The sequence below is a fragment of the Candidatus Seribacter sulfatis genome (assembly GCF_964187635.1).
In the GTDB taxonomy this organism is placed as follows: Bacteria; Verrucomicrobiota; Verrucomicrobiia; order Opitutales; family Seribacteraceae; genus Seribacter; species Seribacter sulfatis.
The window spans coordinates 1-19,338 of sequence record NZ_CAXLMO010000012.1; the positions used below are offsets into that span (position 1 = coordinate 1).

General features: G+C 39.3%; 18 protein-coding genes. 10 read left to right on the top strand and 8 right to left on the bottom strand.

The features are described 5' to 3' along the window. The 3 genes from thiH to thiD all read left to right on the top strand — a co-directional run. The coding region (thiH, locus tag ACKPQ5_RS01320; protein WP_407677287.1) for a 2-iminoacetate synthase ThiH at positions 1-1,096 on the top strand (1,096 nt) is incomplete at its 5' end. 32 nt (positions 1,097-1,128) lie between these two features. Beyond that, positions 1,129-2,259: a molybdopterin-synthase adenylyltransferase MoeB gene (gene moeB / locus ACKPQ5_RS01325; RefSeq protein WP_407677288.1), complete on the top strand. Its 1,131-nt coding sequence runs from the start codon at positions 1,129-1,131 to the stop codon at positions 2,257-2,259. Next, the gene (thiD, locus tag ACKPQ5_RS01330) at positions 2,259-2,999 is read left to right on the top strand and encodes a bifunctional hydroxymethylpyrimidine kinase/phosphomethylpyrimidine kinase (RefSeq protein ID WP_407677289.1); all 741 of its coding nucleotides are present in this window, start codon (positions 2,259-2,261) and stop codon (positions 2,997-2,999) included. The genes moeB and thiD overlap by 1 nt, the downstream gene beginning before the upstream one ends. A 10-nt stretch (positions 3,000-3,009) precedes the next feature. On the opposite strand, the gene ruvA is transcribed toward thiD, so the two are convergent. From ruvA to dapA, 3 genes are read right to left on the bottom strand one after another with little or no spacing between them, the layout of a single operon-like run. Continuing rightward, entirely contained in the window at positions 3,010-3,645 is a 636-nt protein-coding gene (gene ruvA, locus ACKPQ5_RS01335; protein WP_407677290.1) for a Holliday junction branch migration protein RuvA, read from the bottom strand. 12 nt (positions 3,646-3,657) lie between these two features. Beyond that, complete coding sequence (gene dapB, locus ACKPQ5_RS01340) at positions 3,658-4,398, bottom strand: 4-hydroxy-tetrahydrodipicolinate reductase (RefSeq protein WP_407677291.1); 741 nt, start codon at positions 4,396-4,398, stop codon at positions 3,658-3,660. A gap of 5 nt (positions 4,399-4,403) precedes the next feature. Further along, complete coding sequence (gene dapA / locus ACKPQ5_RS01345) at positions 4,404-5,297, bottom strand: 4-hydroxy-tetrahydrodipicolinate synthase (protein ID WP_407677292.1); 894 nt, start codon at positions 5,295-5,297, stop codon at positions 4,404-4,406. Between the two features lie 85 nt (positions 5,298-5,382). On the opposite strand from dapA, the gene lepA reads away from it, so the two are divergent. The 4 genes from lepA to ACKPQ5_RS01365 all read left to right on the top strand — a co-directional run bounded on the left by lepA (position 5,383) and on the right by ACKPQ5_RS01365 (position 12,020). Further along, the gene (lepA, locus tag ACKPQ5_RS01350) at positions 5,383-7,185 is read left to right on the top strand and encodes a translation elongation factor 4 (RefSeq protein ID WP_407677334.1); all 1,803 of its coding nucleotides are present in this window, start codon (positions 5,383-5,385) and stop codon (positions 7,183-7,185) included. 10 nt (positions 7,186-7,195) lie between these two features. Continuing rightward, positions 7,196-8,584 carry a signal peptidase I gene (lepB, locus tag ACKPQ5_RS01355; protein ID WP_407677293.1) on the top strand — a complete coding sequence of 463 codons (1,389 nt, stop codon included), beginning with the start codon at positions 7,196-7,198 and terminating at the stop codon, positions 8,582-8,584. Positions 8,585-8,655: 71 nt separating this feature from the next. Beyond that, complete coding sequence (gene malQ, locus ACKPQ5_RS01360; protein ID WP_407677294.1) at positions 8,656-10,227, top strand: 4-alpha-glucanotransferase; 1,572 nt, start codon at positions 8,656-8,658, stop codon at positions 10,225-10,227. Between the two features lie 23 nt (positions 10,228-10,250). Beyond that, positions 10,251-12,020, top strand: coding sequence for an ABC transporter ATP-binding protein (locus ACKPQ5_RS01365; RefSeq protein ID WP_407677295.1), 1,770 nt, complete (start codon positions 10,251-10,253; stop codon positions 12,018-12,020). Between the two features lie 7 nt (positions 12,021-12,027). Here the strand turns inward: ACKPQ5_RS01365 and ACKPQ5_RS01370 are convergent, their stop codons facing one another. Continuing rightward, on the bottom strand, positions 12,028-12,567 hold the full coding sequence (locus ACKPQ5_RS01370) for a site-2 protease family protein (protein WP_407677296.1): 540 nt from the start codon (positions 12,565-12,567) through the stop codon (positions 12,028-12,030). A 66-nt stretch (positions 12,568-12,633) separates the two neighbouring features. Between ACKPQ5_RS01370 and ACKPQ5_RS01375 the strand changes: the two genes are divergently transcribed. The 3 genes from ACKPQ5_RS01375 to ACKPQ5_RS01385 all read left to right on the top strand — a co-directional run bounded on the left by ACKPQ5_RS01375 (position 12,634) and on the right by ACKPQ5_RS01385 (position 14,890). Continuing rightward, a complete protein-coding gene (locus tag ACKPQ5_RS01375) occupies positions 12,634-13,092 on the top strand; it encodes a hypothetical protein (protein WP_407677297.1) in 459 nt (152 codons plus the stop codon). Positions 13,093-13,679: 587 nt separating this feature from the next. Then, positions 13,680-14,129 carry an alkaline phosphatase family protein gene (locus ACKPQ5_RS01380; RefSeq protein ID WP_407677298.1) on the top strand — a complete coding sequence of 150 codons (450 nt, stop codon included), beginning with the start codon at positions 13,680-13,682 and terminating at the stop codon, positions 14,127-14,129. Then, positions 14,129-14,890, top strand: coding sequence for a DnaJ domain-containing protein (locus ACKPQ5_RS01385; protein WP_407677299.1), 762 nt, complete (start codon positions 14,129-14,131; stop codon positions 14,888-14,890). The genes ACKPQ5_RS01380 and ACKPQ5_RS01385 overlap by 1 nt, the downstream gene beginning before the upstream one ends. Here the strand turns inward: ACKPQ5_RS01385 and ACKPQ5_RS01390 are convergent. Genes ACKPQ5_RS01390 through ACKPQ5_RS01405 form a run of 4 tightly spaced genes read right to left on the bottom strand, consistent with a single transcriptional unit; the run spans position 14,883 to position 19,212 of the window. Next, positions 14,883-15,560, bottom strand: coding sequence for an ABC transporter ATP-binding protein (locus ACKPQ5_RS01390; RefSeq protein WP_407677300.1), 678 nt, complete (start codon positions 15,558-15,560; stop codon positions 14,883-14,885). The genes ACKPQ5_RS01385 and ACKPQ5_RS01390 overlap by 8 nt on opposite strands. After that, positions 15,560-16,807, bottom strand: a complete 1,248-nt coding sequence (locus ACKPQ5_RS01395; protein WP_407677301.1) for an ABC transporter permease — start codon at positions 16,805-16,807, stop codon at positions 15,560-15,562. Before ACKPQ5_RS01395 ends, ACKPQ5_RS01390 begins: the two co-directional genes overlap by 1 nt. A 6-nt stretch (positions 16,808-16,813) precedes the next feature. Next, entirely contained in the window at positions 16,814-17,941 is a 1,128-nt protein-coding gene (locus tag ACKPQ5_RS01400; protein ID WP_407677302.1) for an efflux RND transporter periplasmic adaptor subunit, read from the bottom strand. Next, positions 17,938-19,212 (bottom strand): TolC family protein, encoded by a 1,275-nt coding sequence (locus ACKPQ5_RS01405; RefSeq protein ID WP_407677303.1) that lies wholly within the window; start codon positions 19,210-19,212, stop codon positions 17,938-17,940. The genes ACKPQ5_RS01400 and ACKPQ5_RS01405 overlap by 4 nt, the downstream gene beginning before the upstream one ends. Positions 19,213-19,338: the final 126 nt, after the last annotated feature.

The following is a 19,338-nucleotide window of genomic DNA, read 5'->3' on the forward strand; positions in this document are numbered from 1 at the left end:
GGGGGCGGGAGAAGGAGGAATGGATGATCTTGCTGCATTGCTTTCTCCATTAGCAAATAAGAAATACCTCGAGGATATGGCCCAACTAGCCAATCGGTTGACAATGCAGAGGTTTGGAAAAGCGATCCGCTTGTTTGCTCCTATTTATCTATCAAACGAATGTAATAATGTTTGTGATTATTGCGGTTTTAGTATGGGGAATGATATCGCCCGTAAAACACTGTCTCCCGCTGAGATTCTTCGTGAGATAGGAATATTAAGAAAGCTCCAATTTGACCATGTTTTATTGGTTACAGGAGAATCCTCACAAAAGGTGGGTGTGGATTATCTGTATGATTCAATTAGCGTCCTCAATGAGTACTTTTCAAATGTTTCAATGGAGGTTCAGCCTCTCAAGAGCGATGAATATAGTTATTTGATTAGTGCTGGTTTGCACGCGGTTTTAGTTTATCAGGAAACCTATGAAAAAAAGAGTTATTCCAAGCACCACATAAAGGGAAAGAAGAGAAATTTTGATTGGAGGTTAAACACACCGGATCGTCTTGGTCGGACTGGAATTAATAAGATTGGGTTGGGTTGTCTATATGGACTGACCGACGACTGGAGAACAGATTCTTTTTTTGCCGGAATGCATTTAGATTATTTAGAAAAAAAATATTGGCAGACTTCATTTTCAATGTCATTTCCCCGTATCCGCCCCTTTGAAGGGGAACTTCAACCCGCAGTCGATTTAAAAGATCGAGACTTAGTTCAATTACTGTGTGCTTTTAGAATATTTAACCACGAACTTGAATTAAGTTTATCCACACGGGAGAGTCCCGCCTTGAGGGAAAACTTATTGCCTTTGGGGGTCACTACAATGAGCGCAGGTTCTAAAACGAATCCTGGTGGTTATGCAGGGAATGTTGAGTCGCTCGAACAATTTTCAATCTCAGACGAAAGAACTCCCGCAGAAATCGCTGCAATGTTACGTTCTCGTGGATATCAACCAGTTTGGAAAGATTGGGATTCTTCCTATCAGTGTCAGGGTGAAGTTCATTCAGCAAAAAAGCTTTCATTTGAACAGTCTACAGAAAATGCAATACTCGCTTCTTAAGTGTATTTGAAAATATCGATTTAGTGGACAATATGGAATTTTCAACGGATGAGAAAAGGCAATATCAGAGACATTTTTCTTTGCCTGGTTTTGGCAGTAAAGGGCAAGATCTTCTGAAGAGGGCATCGGTTTTAGTTATTGGTGCTGGCGGCCTTGGGTGTCCCGTTTTGCAATATTTAACTGCTGCAGGAGTTGGAGAGATCGGAATTGTGGATGAAGACATCGTTGAATTTTCAAATTTACAAAGACAGGTTTTATATTCTCACGAAGATATTGGGAAATTAAAAGTCGAAGTAGCATCTACTAAACTCAAACAGTTAAATCCATATATTAAGATAAGTAGCTTTGCGGTTCGATTTAATGCCTCAAATGCGAAGACCTTGCTCGATAACTTTGATATCGTTATCGATGGAACAGATAACTTTGATTCACGCTATTTGATCAATGACGCCTGTGTACTTTTTGATAAGGTTTTAATTTATGGAGCGATCAATCAGTTTAATGGTCAGGTAAGTGTTTTTAATTTACAAAATGGACCGACTTATCGTTGTCTATTTCCCCATCCACCTAGTGGAAATGCACTTCCTAGTTGTTCTGAGATTGGTGTTCTTGGTGTTCTACCCGGTATAATTGGTAATTTTCAAGCGTTGGAAGCAATCAAGGTGATCACTGGGGTAGGGGAGGTTTTAAACGGCAAAGTTTTGCTTTATGATGCGTTGAACCAAAAGAGTCAGATTGTTACAGTAAATCCAATTCAAAAAAGTCGTGAAATATACCAATTATCAGACCAGGTTACCCCGTGTCCGACCCACTCCAAAATTAAAACTGATCCAATGATTACCGAGATTGAACCTAAAGTATTTTCCGAGATGATTGAAAAACAAGAAGATTTATTTGTTTTAGATGTACGAGAAGATTGGGAACGCGAAGTGGCGATGATAGCTCCCTCTATTCATATTCCATTAGGAGAATTCTCCTCTTCTTCTTCTGGTCCTGAATTACCAAGTGAAATTTCTCGCGACGACAATATTGTAATTTATTGCAAGGCGGGAGTTCGGAGTCGAATGGCTTGTGAGGTACTGCAAGAAAAAGGTTATAAAAAGCTACATAATTTATCCGGTGGAATTTTAAAGTGGGAAGCCGATGGATTTCCATTTGCTTAATGCCTAACTTATTAGTCATAGGTGGAACTGATAGCTCTGGAGGGGCAGGGGTATCGGCAGATATTGAAACCATATCATATTTAGGAGGTAGGTGCCTGCCGATCATCACCGCGGTGACTGCACAGGGAAATAATGGACTGTTTCATTCTCATGCAATTCCACCTTCAATATTAGCGAATCAATTAGACTCAATTGACGAACAAAAAATAGATGCAGTTAAGATTGGTATGATCCCCAATCATGAATCGATTGAGGTTGTTGCCAGTTATTTAAAAAAAATAGAATCCACATCTATTATACTGGATCCTGTTATTAAAAGTTCTTCCGGTTATTCATTAATTTCTGATTCCGCTGCAAAGAGTTTACGAGATTTATTATTTCCGAATGTTTCCTTGGTCACTCCGAATTTATTTGAAGCTAAATTTTTTACTGAAGAAAATTATACTAATCATGATCAATATGCTACACTGGCAGATCAATTGATAAAGTCGGGAGCGAATGCAGTTCTTCTAAAGGGAGGGCACCTTGATGGTCCCCGATGTGAAGACATTTTCCTGTCTTCCAATGGAGAGAGGAGTACTATGGTGCATGATAGAATACCGACTGGCACAGAGGTCAGGGGGACCGGTTGCCGCTTAGCCAGTTCCATCTGTTACTACTTAGCGATAAAGGAACCTATGTCCAAGGCAATCAGCCTTGGAGTTAATTACCTTCAGGGTTATATTTCCGAAAATATATAATTGGATTTAATTATCGCCCCAATGCTTTTCGAATGAGTTCCTCTGTTGATGCATTTTTACCAATATCATCGGACGCCTTTCGAATAGCTTGATCTGCGTCCGTCGCTTTATAACCTAGAGTCAGTAGTGCGGATACCGCATCGTGATAAGAGCCAAACCCTACCCCCTCAACCGTTTCAGTTGAGATGCTTTCACTACTGCCACCAGTTGTTGGTACAGGGGCTTGTGTTATGACTCCTTTAGGCAACACTTTGTCTTTTAATTCAACAACGATTCGTTCCGCAGTTTTTTTCCCGAGGCCTTGGGCTTTTGAAAGCATGCCAATATCTCCACTTGCAATTGAAGTTTTTAACATTGGTAAGGAAAGTGATCCCAGTAAATTTAAGGCGATTCTTGGCCCGATTCCGGAAACTTTATCTACGATCATTCGGAAAAAATCCCGGGATTCGCGGTCCATGAAACCATAGAGTGTTTGTGAGTCTTCCCGGTAAGTTGCCTGAGTATACAGTTTGATTTCCTTACCCAAGGGGGGAAGTTTTTCCGATGTGGTAAGAGGGATATTAACTTGGTATCCAATTCCTCCAACTTGAATAACGGCCATATTTAACTGGCACTCAATTAATTCTCCTTTAATAAATGCGATCATAGGGGGTAATTTTTAAGCAGTAAGTCCAAGGACATCCTGCATGGAATAAAGATTTGCGGGTTGATTCACAACCCATTTTGCAGCTTTTAATGCACCTGCGGCAAAAATGACTCGGTCGGTTGCTCGATGGGTAAGCTCAATTCGCTCGCCCATACCTGCAAACATTACCGTATGCTCGCCCACGATGTCTCCTCCCCGTAATGCATGAGACCCAATTTCATTCACCTTTCGCTCACCTGGCATACCTTCTCGTCCATGAGATACATCCTTATCGCTTGCATTCCTTGATTCTTTAAGAATTTCTAAAAGTCGATCTGCAGTACCACTCGGTGCGTCTTTTTTTAGACGATGGTGCATTTCAATCACTTCAGGATCGAATCCTGAGTTTAAATCTAATACTTTTGCCGCTTGTTGAGTTAAGAAAAATAGAAGGTTTACCCCCGTGGAAAAGTTCCCAGCCCAGACCATTGGGATAAAATGAGATAACTGTTCAATTGCATGACGATCCTCTTTACTATGACCAGTTGTCCCAATAACCATGGGTTTGTTATGCTCTTTTGCTAACTGTGCGAGTGAGAGCGTTGCATCGCGAAGGGAGAAATCAATCACAACATCACAATGCTCAATTCCATCTTCTGGTTTATCTCCTAAATCAATGGGATAGCTAACCGTACAACCATGATCAGAAGAAATTGACTGAATCGCACTCCCCATTCGCCCCTTTGCTCCACTTAATAATATTTTTAAACTCATTGTAATTAGATTTTCAATTCTAGATTGTGAGCAATTTCTTTTAATAATTCAAAATTACTGGCGGTGGGAGGGGTGAGTGGTAACCTAGCTTCAGCGGATTGGATAATACCTTTTAATTGTAGAAGAGTTTTAATGGGGACTGGATTGGGTTCCATAAAAATATCGCAAAAGAATGAATAGTTTTTTGCATGAATTTCCCGAGCTTGTTTATAATTATCTTTGATTGCAAGTTCTACTAATTGAGATACCTCATTGGGAATAATATTAGAGGCCACACTAATTACTCCTTTTGCACCGCATGCCATAAACGGAAGAGTAAGCCCATCATCCCCAGAAAGGACGACGAAATTGGAATCGAGTGATCCCACGCTTTCAGAAACTTTCGAGGAGCGCCCACCCGCTTCCTTCAATGCACAGACATTCGGGTATTTTTCATATAATCTGGCAATAGTATTAGTTGAAATTTCGATCCCGCAACGAGAAGGGATGGAGTAGAGTATAATTGGCTTTTCAGTAGATTCTGCCAATGCACTGAAATGAGCAATTAATCCTTCCTGGCTTGGTTTATTATAATATGGGGCAACTAATAAAAATGCATCTGCACCAGCTTGGTCTGCTTTTTGCGTTAATTCGAGTGCTTCTTGTGTCGAATTTGCTCCCGTTCCCGCAATTACCGGAATTTTTCCATCCACAATTTCTACAGTATTTTTTATTACCTGTAGGTGTTCTTCTTCGGATAGAGTAGGGGATTCTCCCGTCGTACCGCAGGGCACGAGCCCTGATATCCCTGAAGATAACTGTGCGTTTACTAGGCGTTCGAGGTCAGTATAAGATACCGAGCCATCTTTCATTGGTGTGATTAAAGCAGTGTGTGCTCCGTGAAGTAGTTTCTTGTCCATTTGAAATAAATATGTGAGAAAGGATGATTCCCGTCTTTTACACATGTTCTTTCTCCACAGGATTTTTTCTGTGGTCAACTTTTTAATGGTGGAAACTCAAAGGATTCGTAATTTTTGTATTATAGCGCACGTCGATCATGGCAAGACAACCTTGTCTGATAGGCTACTTGAGAGTACCCAAACGGTAATGGCTCGAGAAATGAAAGATCAGCTGTTGGATTCAATGGATTTGGAGCGAGAACGTGGTATTACCATCAAGTGTCATCCCGTTTCTATGAATTATCAGTATAAAGACGGAGAGGAATATCTTTTTAATCTTATCGATACTCCTGGGCATGTTGATTTTTCTTATGAAGTATCTCGTAGCTTGGCTGCTTGTGAGGGGGCTTTGTTATTAGTCGATGCCTCACAGGGAGTGGAGGCACAAACATTGGCAAATGCTCAACTTGCAGAGGCTCAGGGGCTTACCATTATTCCAGTAATTAATAAAGTTGATTTGCCCAGTGCAGATGTAGATCGAGTATCCAAACAAATTGAAGATATTTTGGCTATTCCCGCAGAAGAAGCAATCTTAGCAAGCGGAAAGTCAGGAATAGGGGTAGAGGAAATCCTGGAAGCTGTGGTGGAACGTTTGCCTGCACCAAGGTGGACGGACTATCAACAGCCTCGTGCTCTTGTTTTTGATAATCAATTTGATTCTTTTAAGGGGGTAATTTGTTACATACGAGTCTTCTCTGGTTGTTTTAACAAAAATGCAAATTTGTTATTAATGAGCGAGGATAGGAAAACTCCAATTAAAGAAGTGGGCAAATTTTGTCCTCAGCCTGTCCCCATGAAAAGTTTAAATGTGGGAGAGGTGGGCTATATTGTAACCGGCATTCGAGATGTCACCGAAATCAAAATTGGTGATACTCTTACTCTTGCGGATACTCCAGCCAAGGAAATGTTACCAGGATATAAAGAAGTTCGCCCTATGGTTTTTAGCGGTCTTTACCCTTTAGATACCTCAGACTATGAAAAGCTAAAAAAAAGCGTGGGTAAGCTTCGGTTAAATGATGCGGCATTTACCTTTCAATCCGAGACTTCAGTTGCTCTCGGGTTTGGATTTCGATGTGGTTTCTTGGGGCTTCTCCATATGGAGATTATTCAGGAACGCCTGCGCCGAGAATATGATATTGATTTAATATCAACATATCCAAGTGTTGTGTATCGGGTGCATTTAACAGTAGGAGGGGTGATCGAGGTCGATAATCCGTTAGATCTCCCTGATATTACAGAGATTCTTAAAATCGAAGAACCCACAATTCTTGCTCGAATTCACGCACCGAATCATTGTATTGGTGACTTGCTCACTCTTGTGACAGAAAAAAGAGGATCTTGTAGTGATACTGAAACAATCGATGAGACTCGAGTAATGATGACTTGTAACCTCCCTTTAAATGAAATTTTGGTTGATTTTAATGATCGGTTAAAAAGTGTTACCCATGGCTATGGTTCTATGGACTATGATATGGCGGATTATGTTGAATCCTCTCTTGTACGAATGGAAATTCTTGTAAACGCCGAACCAGTAGATGCTTTTTCAACTATTGTACACAAGGATAAGGCCGAGAACCGGGGTAGGGTGCTATGTTCTAAATTAAAGGATATCCTGCCTCGACAATTATTTAAGATCGCCCTGCAAGCATCGGTGGGAGGGAAATTTATTGCCCGTGAGACTATCAGTGCAATGCGTAAAGATGTTACGGCCAAATGTTACGGTGGGGATATCTCTCGTAAAAGAAAATTGTTAGAAAAACAAAAAGAAGGAAAGAAGCGAATGAAACAGATTGGTAATGTGAACATTCCTCAGGAAGCATTCGTGCAAATTTTGAAAAGCTCAACCTGATCAATTATTTATGACCGAGAAAATAAAAGCGAAAAGATCTCAGAAAAAGGGAGCGAAAGAAATTCTACGCCTTGGGCAAAAAGCCCTAGACTACAGAAGGGATATATTGAGTATTGATCAAGTTACAAGATTAGAGTCTGCAACTAGTGAGTTAAAAAATGTTTTGGGAAATAAGACAATTTATATAGACGAACTCGAAGAAAAAGCAGAAAAAGTAGACATTGAATTAAAAGAATCTGGTGGACTCTACTATCACAAGAAAGGGTGGGTTGAAAATGTGGAGATGCTTATGGTGGCGGCCATTGTGGTGATTGGAATCAGAAGCTTTTTTTTACAGCCTTTCATTATTCCCACTAATTCAATGTATCCTTCCTTTTTTGGCATGCAGCCCAACTTATATGAAGAGGAAAATGAGGTTCCTAGCTTATTGGAAAGAAGTATAGATAAAGTCCTCTTGGGGGCATCGCATTATCGATTAAATGTTGAAAGTGCAGGAAATTTATATTTGGTTTTGCAAAATGGGGGAAGTTTCCGATTTGCCGAAGCCACTTTTCCGAATGGTCGATTCTTTCTATTTCCCAATACGGTTAAAGAATATGTTTTTGAAGTGGGAGGAAAAGAACATACACTCCAAGTTCCTGCTGAATTCGATTTTGATACCTTGATCGCTAAAAAATTCGCGGGGATTGAGAGTTTACGTGACCTCCCTTTGATCGTAAGCCAAGACCAAGGGTTTACCGGGAATAGACTAAAATTATCTAATCAGAATTATCAAAAAGGAGATATAGCAATCGCGTTTGATATTTTATTGGGAGATGCCTTATTCGTGGATCGAATGTCTTATAATTTTATTACGCCTAAATCGGGAGATCCTGCCGTTTTCCGCACCGGTTCAATTGATGAATTTAACAGAAAGATTGGTACACCGGTCCGAAATTTTATTGGGGAAGATAAATATTATATTAAACGCTTAATTGGAGAACCCGGTGATCGTTTAGAGATGAAAGTTCCTGACTCAATCTTCACAAACGGAACGGATGTTCGTAAAGGAGTACCCGGAGTTCTTTACCGTAATGAGAAACCAATTTCAGGAAAAGTTGCTTTTGATGAAAATCGAAAACGTGCAGAAAGTTTATCAAATGATCCCAATGCCAAGAACCCGATGAATTATCCTGGTTACCGATCAGAAGGCTTACTTTCGAACCGCGAAGTTATTACTGTCCCCCAAAAAGACGATGTAACAAACCCTACTGGATTTAATGGATATTTTATGATGGGAGATAATTCAACTGATAGTTTAGATGGTCGTGCTTGGGGATTTGTACCTGAAAACGAAATTATTGGACGTGCGTTTGTCGTTTATTATCCATTTACAAAGAGATGGGGTTTCTCCAACTAATACATCCCTGTAGACATTATAGCAGTATGACATATTTCGCACAATATGGATTATGTCTAATTGCGTAATCTGTGAGTTCCCTTAGGCATTTACCAAGTTGGTTAGATTCTCGTAGTTCGGGGGTCTTACTCCATGTCACATCATTGCCAGGTGATTTTGGGATTGGGAATTTAGGGAAGTCTTCATTCGAGTTTATCGATTTTTTAAATGTGGCTGGATTTAGATTTTGGCAAATTTGTCCAGTAGGTCCAACTGGTTATGGTGACTCCCCGTACCAAGTATTTTCCTCTTCTGCAGGAAACCCCTATTTGATTGATTGGCATGCTCTTATTGATTTAAAAATGATAAGGCTTGATGATCTAGGTTCACTACAGAGTAATCCGGATCATGATGTAAATTATGGTCATCTTTATGAACATTTTTATACCGCTGCCTCAATTGCCTTTTCTAATTTTGTGCAAAGTGGTGAAAGTATTGAATCTAAATACGGAAAGTTTGATCTTTTTATTGAAGAAAATAAAAGTTGGTTAGAGCCCTACTGCTGTTATCAGGCCCTCAAGAAGTCCGCTCTGAATAAGCCTTGGTGGCAATGGGATAAGAATGTTAGGAAATTTAGTGCATCGATTTTAGAGGGTTTATCGAGTGCACAGCTTGAAACTTATAATCTTCATTTATTTCTCCAATATATATTTTTCTCACAGTGGAAGGAGTTACGGACTTACGCTCACAAAAAAGAAGTTCAAATCCTTGGGGATTTACCAATCTATGTTGCTCCAGACTCAGCTGATGTATGGGAAAAGCCTGAACTTTTTCAAGTGGATACAAACGGAGCGGGATTTTCGCATGTAGCAGGAGTTCCTCCAGACTATTTTAATGAAGATGGTCAATATTGGGGAAATCCACTGTACGACTGGCCCGTTCACAAGGCAGACGGTTACCAATGGTGGATTAAGCGTTTGGAGTCGCAATTATCCCTTTTTGATGTGGTTCGAATTGATCACTTTAGGGGATTTCATGATTATTGGAGTATTCCGGCAGATACTTCAGATGCAAAGGCAGGTAAATGGGAGAACGGTCCTGGAATTGATTTTTGGAATGTGGTTGCAAAATATTTCCCTACCCTCCCCTTTTTAGCTGAAGATTTAGGTTTGATCACCAAGGGGGTTCGATCTCTTCGAGAAAGCGCTGGATTACCGGGAATGGCAGTTTTACAGTTTGCATTCGATGGCGATCCTGAAAATCTTTATCTCCCCCATAACTTATCCCCGGACCTCGTTCTCTACACAGGTACTCATGATAATGATACTACCTGTGGTTGGTATCATTCAACTGATGATGAAATTCGCGGGAATTTTAGGAGTTACTTTAATATTCCGGGCGATTTCCCATCTTGGGATATGTTAAGGATGGCATACCGTACGACTGCTCAATTGGTGATCATTCCAATGCAGGATTTGCTCAGTCTGGGTTCTGAAGCACGCCTCAATGAACCAGGCCATTCATTTGGAAATTGGACATGGCGAATGAGTCCATGGCAACTTAAGAATATTTCAGTTGAATGTTCTGCATATCTAAGAAATCAAGCTGAAATATCAGGTAGACTAGCAAAGAAGAGTGTCGCTTCGATCGCAAAATTATCCTAGATTAATCACTTCACAGGCTTAATTTGAAAAGACTATTTCCATACTTTCTATTACTAAAGCCCTATTGGTTTGCCTTCCTTATTGCATTGGTATGCGGCGTCATTTACGGAGTCTCAAGTGGATTTGGTCTGCCTTATATGATCGATCAAGTCTTTCCTATAATATTTCCTGGTGAAAAATTGGATGTGCGGTTAAGCACATGGGAATTATTTATGTATATTTCTTGGTTCCCCCTTGTCTTTATCATTCGCGGTACAAGTAGCTATTTTAATTCTTACTTTATTAATTATTGTGGAATCCGGGTACTTGAGAAAATCAGATTTCAGGTCTTCGGAAAGCTTCAGCGCCTACCTATTTCTTTCTTTCATCGCAATCAGGAGGGTGACCTTCTTAGTCGAATGATCTCAGACACTGGTCAGTTACAGGCTGCCATCCTACAGGTCAGTAATGATTTAATCAAACAGCCTATCACTTTTATCGGAGCGATTACTGCATTAATTGTAATGGCTGTTCAGCGTGAAGGTATGGCATTTGTTCTCTTATGCCTACTTGTAATTCCAATCTGCGTATTTCCCATTCGCAGGATTGGTGAGTTACTTTTAAACAAAGCACTCAACATGCAAGAAAAAGCGGGGAACTTGACGTCAATTTTGAGTGAAAATCTATCTGCTTACAAAGAAGTTCGAGCCTTTAATCTCGAAAGTCGAGAAAAGGAAAGATTTTTAAATGTTTCCGAGAATTTTATCGATGCCCGAATGAAGGTGATCAAATACTCACATATGCTGACACCACTTATTGAAATTATTACGGCAGTTGGAATTTCAGCAGCAATTTTTCAAGCATCTAGAAAATCAATACAATTAGATGCGGTAGTACCTGTAATTGTAGCACTTTACATGTCTTATGAGCCGGTTAAGAAATTAGGCGGTATTCATACCTCGATTAAACAGGCCCTCGCTTCTCTGGAAAGATTGGAAGAAATTCTTGAAACTGATGAAAGTATTTCTAATCCAACAGAACCTACGGAAATCAAAATGATAAGAGGTGAACTAGAATTTAATAATGTTTCATACTCCTACTCCAATCGTGAGGAGGAACTAAATGAAATTCCTGCCTTAATTGATATCAATTTAAAAATATCCTCCGGTGAAGTAGTTGCCTTAGTGGGCCCCAGCGGAGGAGGTAAAAGCACTCTTGCTGGGTTATTGCCAAGATTTTATGATCCCGAAAAGGGATCCGTTTTATTAGATGGAATGAACTTACGTGATTTTTCTCTTCACGATGTTCGAGATGCAGTGGCCCTAGTGCCACAAAAACCGTTCCTTTTCGATCTTGATGTGGAGAAGAATATTGAACTGGGTAAATCAAAATATACTGATGCCACGATTAATGAGGTTTGCCAATTAGCTTATGCGGATGAGTTTATCAATGAATTTGAACAAGGTTATCAGGAACGCCTTGGAGAAAAAGGAAGCCGATTATCAGGTGGACAACTTCAACGCCTCGCTCTTGCCCGTGCTTTTTTCAAAAATTCCCCGTTATTGGTTCTGGATGAGGCAACCTCGGCTTTAGACGCGGAAAACGAAGATAAAATTCACGAGGCAATGGCACAGTTGATTAAAGGTAAGACCACCCTGCTAATCGCTCACCGCTTTAGTTCTTTAAAATTGGCATCCAGAATACTCGTCATGGATAAAGGCAGAATTATCGCGGATGGACCACATGACGAAGTTTACAAAAACTGTGACTTGTATCGTACTTTGTACGACCAACAAAACGAGGGATTATCCTAAGGGTAGTTTAGCGATTCTTTCCTCGGAGTATCCTCATTAATTCAAGACCATCACTCGGTGGTCCTTCCGGGAAATTTTCTGTAGGCTTGAGTGTTACAGGAAGAATTGATCGAAAAAACGCCAATGAATTGGCACAGAACCAACTTACCATAATAATCTCGAGCCAGGTTGGTATAATAATTGAAAAAATGACCCAGCCTGAAACTGTGCTCATTAACAATGATGCAACTGGGCCCATGGCTATTATGGTGAAAAGTTTTACTGGAGATAGATTTTTTGTCTGATAACCGGTAAAGCCTTCCCTTCCGCTAAGAAAACTTAGTTCCCAGTATATCCTACCAGAGGTTATTTTCCATGATTTACTTTTATTTCCCACACGGATCAAAAGGACATCTTTAGTTAAAAAGAAAGCGGGGACAAGATGGCCTAACTCATGAATAAAAGTGGCAAAGGAACGAAACAAGACAAGTCCAATCCACGCCGAAATAATCCACGGTAGTCCCTCCCAGCTTAAGTAATTAATACTATTTGCAATATATAATATCATTTTAAAACGATTGAACTTGCTCGAAAAGATTCATTTTATAAGTTTATGCACATTGACTGATAAAGAATGTTTCGTTTTCTTATGCAAGCCTTCTCGGGCAAGAAGCTCCATGTTCGCGTTCCTCACACCAAAGGACTGCCCTTGACTGATGAAAATAAATTTGGGGAAGAAGCGGAATCCAGCCAATGGATTGGCGTTGATCTTGATGGTACTTTAGCGGAAGCAGGACCCTGGCAAGGTTTTGAGCATATCGGCAAGCCGGTACCTAATATGATGAAGCGTTTAAAGATATGGATAGAGATGGGCTATCGTGTAAAGATCGTTACTGCCCGTGCCCAAGATCCAGAAAAGGCAATTCCCCCCATTCGCAAATGGCTTCAAAAGCAAGGGTTGCCAGATCTTGAGATTACTAATGCAAAGGATATGGATATGATAGAGCTTTGGGATGATCGTTGCGTCCAGGTTATTCCCAATACTGGTAATCCCGTTGGTCCTGCATCCGATCCTTACAGAAATAAAAGCTAAATTTATTTACAAATTGGGTGATTCTTAATCGCTATACAATTCGGTTAAGTTGTGGCTCGGCTAATTTCCCTTTGGTCTAGTCAGTAGTTAATTGGGCAAAATTTAATCGATTAGGAATTTTACTTTTTTTAGTATGTGCAGTCCATTTTCTGCCTTCCCAACACGATTAGCACTTTTATCCCTTTATCGCCGTTTCCTTCATAGTGGGAGGAGGCAAAGGAGTCATTTTTTCAACGATTACTTTCTTGATTGCTGGCCCTACCCTTTTTTGTGGATATTAAAAAAATCGTAAGTTTCGCATTCCTGCGATTTTTACTTTGGGATTACTATTTCTTGTCCTTGCCCCAGGTGCTCTTGGCCATTCAGAGGGAGTAGGTACTTTACATTTTATTTCCTACTTTAGCGGGTTTTTCATTAGGGTTAGGACATTGGCTTTAAGCTTAGGCCTTGTAAGTCCAGTCCTTGATGCATTGTGCACGCTGAAAAAAATCAGTGTCCTAATTAGGTCCTGTTGCTTTACTAAACCATTGATTGAGATAGTTTGTCTATATTTGACCCTCCCTTGTTAAGTATTTAATGTTGAGAGAATGCTTGTCTATTCTCTGCTACGTTTATTCTTCATCTTTTTATCTACAATGTGCCTGGATGGAAAACCGAGTATTGTTTTCTCTTTGATCGATGATAATGGTTGGACTGATCTTGGGTATCTGGAGTCAAATTACGATGAGAGTGCAAATATTGACAATGATACTCATCCCGCCAATATCTTTAAAATCGTAGATACCACAGCGTTCAACTACCCTCCCCGCCCGGACTGCTTGATGTCTGGACAATATTCTTCAAGGCTAAGGCTTTATACAATAACTAGTTTATATCCTCTCGTAAGTGGGAGTCTCAAAGATATTCGAAGTAAAAATACTTCACTACTCACTGAAGGCAAAATTATCATTGCTGCCACTCCTACTACAGATTGCGGTTCCAAGATTACTAATCCCTTTCTCATTCCTAAGCAAAAGAGGAGGAAACAGTACTCGTGATGAATTGGTGGGGAAAACTTATTGGGACCGGTGTAGGAATGCTTGGCGGGCCGATCGGTTTGATTGCCGGTGCTGCCCTGGGACACCTTTATGATGAGGATGATCCAACTCCTCAGGATGAGCGTAAGGCTCGTATACTTTATCTCGCTTATTTTTTTTCCTGTGCTGCTAAAGTAGCGAAGGCAGACGGAGGTATTTCCGCAAATGAAATTGAAGTTACTGAATCATTAATACAAAGAATGGGGCTTGATGAGAAAACCGCGGAATTTGCCAAAAATGTATTTCGAAAAGCGAAAACCAGTCGACGCTCAGTCGATGAAGATCTCAAAGAGGCGGGGCGCCTGATCGGATATGATCCGATCGTTGGACAGTCTTTTCTTGGGGGTCTTTTCGAAATTATTCGTTCCAATGGAAATAAACTTAACGAATTACAAGTTCGCTTTCTACTATACGGAGAAGAACGCCTTAAACTTAAACCGGGAACAGTTCGTTCATGGATACGCGGTGGGTATGCTCCACCCCGGCAGGATCCTTCAGTTGACAGTTTATCCCTAGAAGGTGCCTACAACGCATTGGGCTTAAAGCAGGAGTGTAGTGAGAGGGAGCTCAAGAAAGCGTATCGTGCTAAAGCCGGAGACTTTCACCCAGATAAGTTAAAGAGCAAAAACTTACCGCAAGAGTTTTTAAACTTTGCTAATGATCAATTAACAAAAATTAATCAAGCTTATGAAGTGATAAGCAAGGCTCGTGGGATCAATTAATAATAAGACCATCCCGGATCGAAATAATTTTGTCACATCGATTGGCGATCTCTTCATTATGTGTAACCATTAATACAGCGATGTTCTGTTCCCTTGCTAGGTTTTGTAACAGTTCGAAAACATTTTCAGAATTTGCAGAATCTAAATTGCCTGTGGGTTCATCAGCAAGTAACAATGCGGGAGAATTAACTAATGCCCGGGCAATTGCCACCCGTTGTTGTTCTCCACCAGATAGCTTGTTAGCAAAACGCTCCCTTTTGCTTTCTAAACCGAGTTTACAAAGTACATCACTTGCTTTTTCTAAGGCAATTTTTTTAGACAACCCTTTTTTTTGAGCTGGAAGAGACACATTTTCAACTGCTGTTAATTCTTTTATTAAAAAATGAAATTGAAAAACAAAACCAATGGATTGGTTCCTTAGCATCGTTCGCTGTTCTTCATTCGATTTGGACATCTCTTTACCATCTATTATTATTTCTCCGGAGTCAGGTTGATCGAGTAAACCTAGTAAATAAAGAAGTGTGCTTTTGCCACATCCAGAGGGTCCTACAATTGATGTTAACTCTCCTGCACTTGCTTCAAAGGAAACACCTCTAAGTGCATTTACTCTTTCATCTCCTTCCAAAAATGAATGGCTCAGGTCGTGAACTTGTAATAAGGGAATATCCACTATATGCTTTCCCTAATAATTTTTGCCGGTTCAATTTTTGATGCCCTACGTGCAGGAATCCAACTGGCAACGCTCACAAATAGAGTGGCTAGTAAAACGGCACTCAAGTAATGTGAAATATCCCAATTTACCGCAAATTTGTCAGTGGAAAAAATTCCTCGTACACTTAACGGAATCTGTGAAATGATGTAAGTTACGATCGCGCCTGAAATAACTCCTAATATGATTCCTGCAATCAGTACAATGGTACCTTGCCAGAGGAATACAGAAGATACATCTCGGGGAGAAAACCCAATCGACCTGAGAATTGCAATATCGCGGGTCTTCTCTATTACCATAATCGCAAACACATTAAACATGCCTAATCCAGATAGTAAGAGGATACAGGAAACAGTTATCGCTGATGAAATTCGCAAGGCTTTAAATACATCCAACCAAACCTTTTCTCTTTCTTGCCAGCTAACAGTTCTATGTCCAATTGATTCTTGAATTTGTTTAGCAACATCCGGTGCATTATTTACATTTGATAACGCTAGTTGAAGTATAGAGCCTCCAAATCTCTTTCCAATTAAAGATCTTGCCGTTGAAAGATCAATATAGATACGTTTTTTATCAATCTCGCTCGCACCAGTTTCAAATATTCCAGAAACCCGTAATTGAAAGTTTTTCTTGGTTCCAACTAAGTTGACCCGTTCACCTAATTTAATATTAAGCCTTTGCGCGATCCGATAGCCTATCAAAATACCCATGCGATCTTTCTCAAAATTTTCAATCGATCCTTGAATCAATTGATTTTCAATATTTGAGACTTTAATGTGATCTTGAATTCTTAATCCATGCACTTGAACTGATTGACCACGAGAGTGAGAATTTAGTCTCCCAATAGTTTCGAGGATTTCAGAGATACCAATAACTGAAGGGAAATTCGAAAGGGACTCGATTATTTCTGCAGGATGGTCGATGCCTTCAATAAATCGAGAATTCTCCCTGTTTTTGAAAATAAAATGGGTTTTACCATCAGTTGATACTTTATTGATGGTCGACTCATTATCCTGAAATCTATCCGAAATGCGAATCGCCCCACTAGTACCTAAGATTGTATCAATAAAAACCTTTTGAAAGCCGGAGGTTTGTGCCTGAGTAACAATAAAAAAAGCAATTCCAAATACTATCCCAAGTAAACTCATCATCATCGTTCGCTTGCGCGAAAAAACATAACGCAATGCTAATTGAAGAGATGGGCTCACAAATCTTTAATGGATATGATTGGTTAGAATTGGCTTTACCTTTTGCCCGTCGTTTAAAATATGCGGTGTCTCATATACTACAATATCACCGACTTTTAGTCCTTCCAAAATCTCTATACTTTTTAAGTTTCTAGCACCAATCTTTACCGATCTTATAAACGCTTTTCCTTCCCTTACCACAAAAACAGAATTACCGATCAAGGACTTACTGGGAAGAAGTAAACGATCTTCTTTTTTACTTTTTATTATTTCAACTCTTCCAGACATACCCGGTTGAACCATTTGAGTTGATTGCAGAGGCTCAAGATAGAGAAGTCTTCTTCCTGTGGAAGCATTTACTGTCGGGGAAAGTCTGGAAACCTTTGCCTCTATGATTTGATTACCCCTTGAAAACAGAGATACTGCAGCAGTTAAACCCTCTTTAATTCCCACAAAATCATCCTCATCTAACGATGCTTCGATTAGCCGTTCATTTGAGATTATGGTTCCCAAATTATAGCCAAAAGAAATTAACTCCCCTCCTGACACATTAGAATTTATCAATTGACCATCGATAGGACTTCTAATGGTCATCTTTTTAATTTGAGCTTTTAAATCTTCGATTCTAATTGAATGATTAATTAGTTTCTCGCTATCTGAAATTTTTTCTTGTTCAACTTCAATTTCTAAACGAGTTACAATATTCTTTTTCCTTTTTAGTTCAGCTAAGGTTATTTTTTCTGCATTAAAAAGTGCGGTTGATGCATTCAGTTCCTCTTTCTCAATTTCTAAGGTATTTGCGAATATGGAACCTTCATTAATTCTCTGCTCGAAATGATTTTTTTCCATTAAAGCTTTTTTAAGGCTACGATTTAAATCACTTATGTCCAATTGAACAAGAATCTGTCCTTTAACAACCGGAATCGCTTTGCTTAGGGGCTTTATGGCAACGAATTGCACTACACCTTGGGCATGAGATTTTAATTGAAAAGTCTGCTCTGCCAGAATTTGAATATTTCCAGTAACTGAATCTTTCATCGTTCCTTTAATTACTTTAGCACAGAGCAATCTCTCCCCCTTAGACACGATAAAAAAACTAAAACCTGCGATTCCTAACAATATACCTATAATAACTATCGATTTTATTTTAATCATTTCGGATATTGTAGATGGAATTCGTATTTTTCTTTTACCTGAAAATAGGAAAAGACTGTTTGTATTAGACTTAACCTAGCTTTGGAAAGATCAAGTTTTGAGGAAAAATAGCTGACATATGTTATTTGATTAATATCAAATTCAAGTTGGCTTTTTTCAAACCGGTTGTTTGCAGTTGAAACAAGTTGCCTGGCAATATCAATTTGTTTTGCCAGGTTAAACATTTGTGCTTGGAGACTATTCATTTCCAACCGAAGTCTTTTAGTATTACTTTCAAGTTGGATTTCAAACTGGCGTTTTTTTGCTAATGCCAGTGATTTCATTCCCTTAGTGTAGGAAGAATCCCAAAGTGCCCAGTTAGCCTCAACACCTATAAGTAAGTTATTTCGTCTTACGGAATCTGCTTTGTTTGGCAGGTCAATCTGATCCTGATAGAATCCACCGACTAAGTTAACTTTTGGTTTGAGATTCGAATCTGCTATTTTAACATTTTCTTTTTCTATGCTTATTTGACTTTTAAGTTCTTCAAGATTTTCAGATGAAATAGAACCGACCAGTTGTGGAATTCTTTTCCCAAACTCATGTTTATTGTAGAAGCTTTCAAATTTCTCCGGGATATCAATTACTATTTCATTGTAGTAGCCTGTATCATGTTTGAAGTACGCTTTTTTGGATATTAAAAGACGATTAAATTCGGCAATTTTAATAGATTGTTCTAGCTTTTCTATTGTTGCTTGACTGACCATTAATTCGGTAGCGAAGCCTAATTCTTTTCTTTTGATTAAGTCTTCTTCATTCTGTTCGCTTAGGGAGAGTGCATCTTTAGCAAGTTTTAATTGAAAATTCAAAAGCACAAGTTCCATAAACTCTGATTTTATCTGCGAAATTAAATTAGATTTTATCGCGTTAGTTTTCTTAACACCATATTCGGCTGACAGTTCTGCGATTCGACTCTTTGCCTTCAATCCTCCCCAATGATAAACTGGTTTTTTAACATAAATTGAACCAACTGTTCGATAGCTTTGATCATAAGCTTGTCCCGGTCGATTTTCATGGATTGAATATCCACTTACATTCAAGTTAACTGATAAACCTTTTGCTGATTCAGCAACCATTTTATTTGAATTCGCTACCTTGCCCAGTTGTTTAGATTCACTAATCAAGGGTGCATTGTCATCCAAACTCTGAAAAATTACTTTTAAAACAGGAAAGTAGGTTTCGATATCTTCCTCCGAGTGAAATAATTTTTTTCTATCTCCATAGACTGCCAAGGAATAGGAAATCAACACAAGGAAGATAATAAAACGTGTTATACTAGTAAAAGAACTCAATTTTGCAGGTTAAACCTAAAGTTACTAATACTCAATCAGAATGAATTTGAATCTTATAAAATTTAG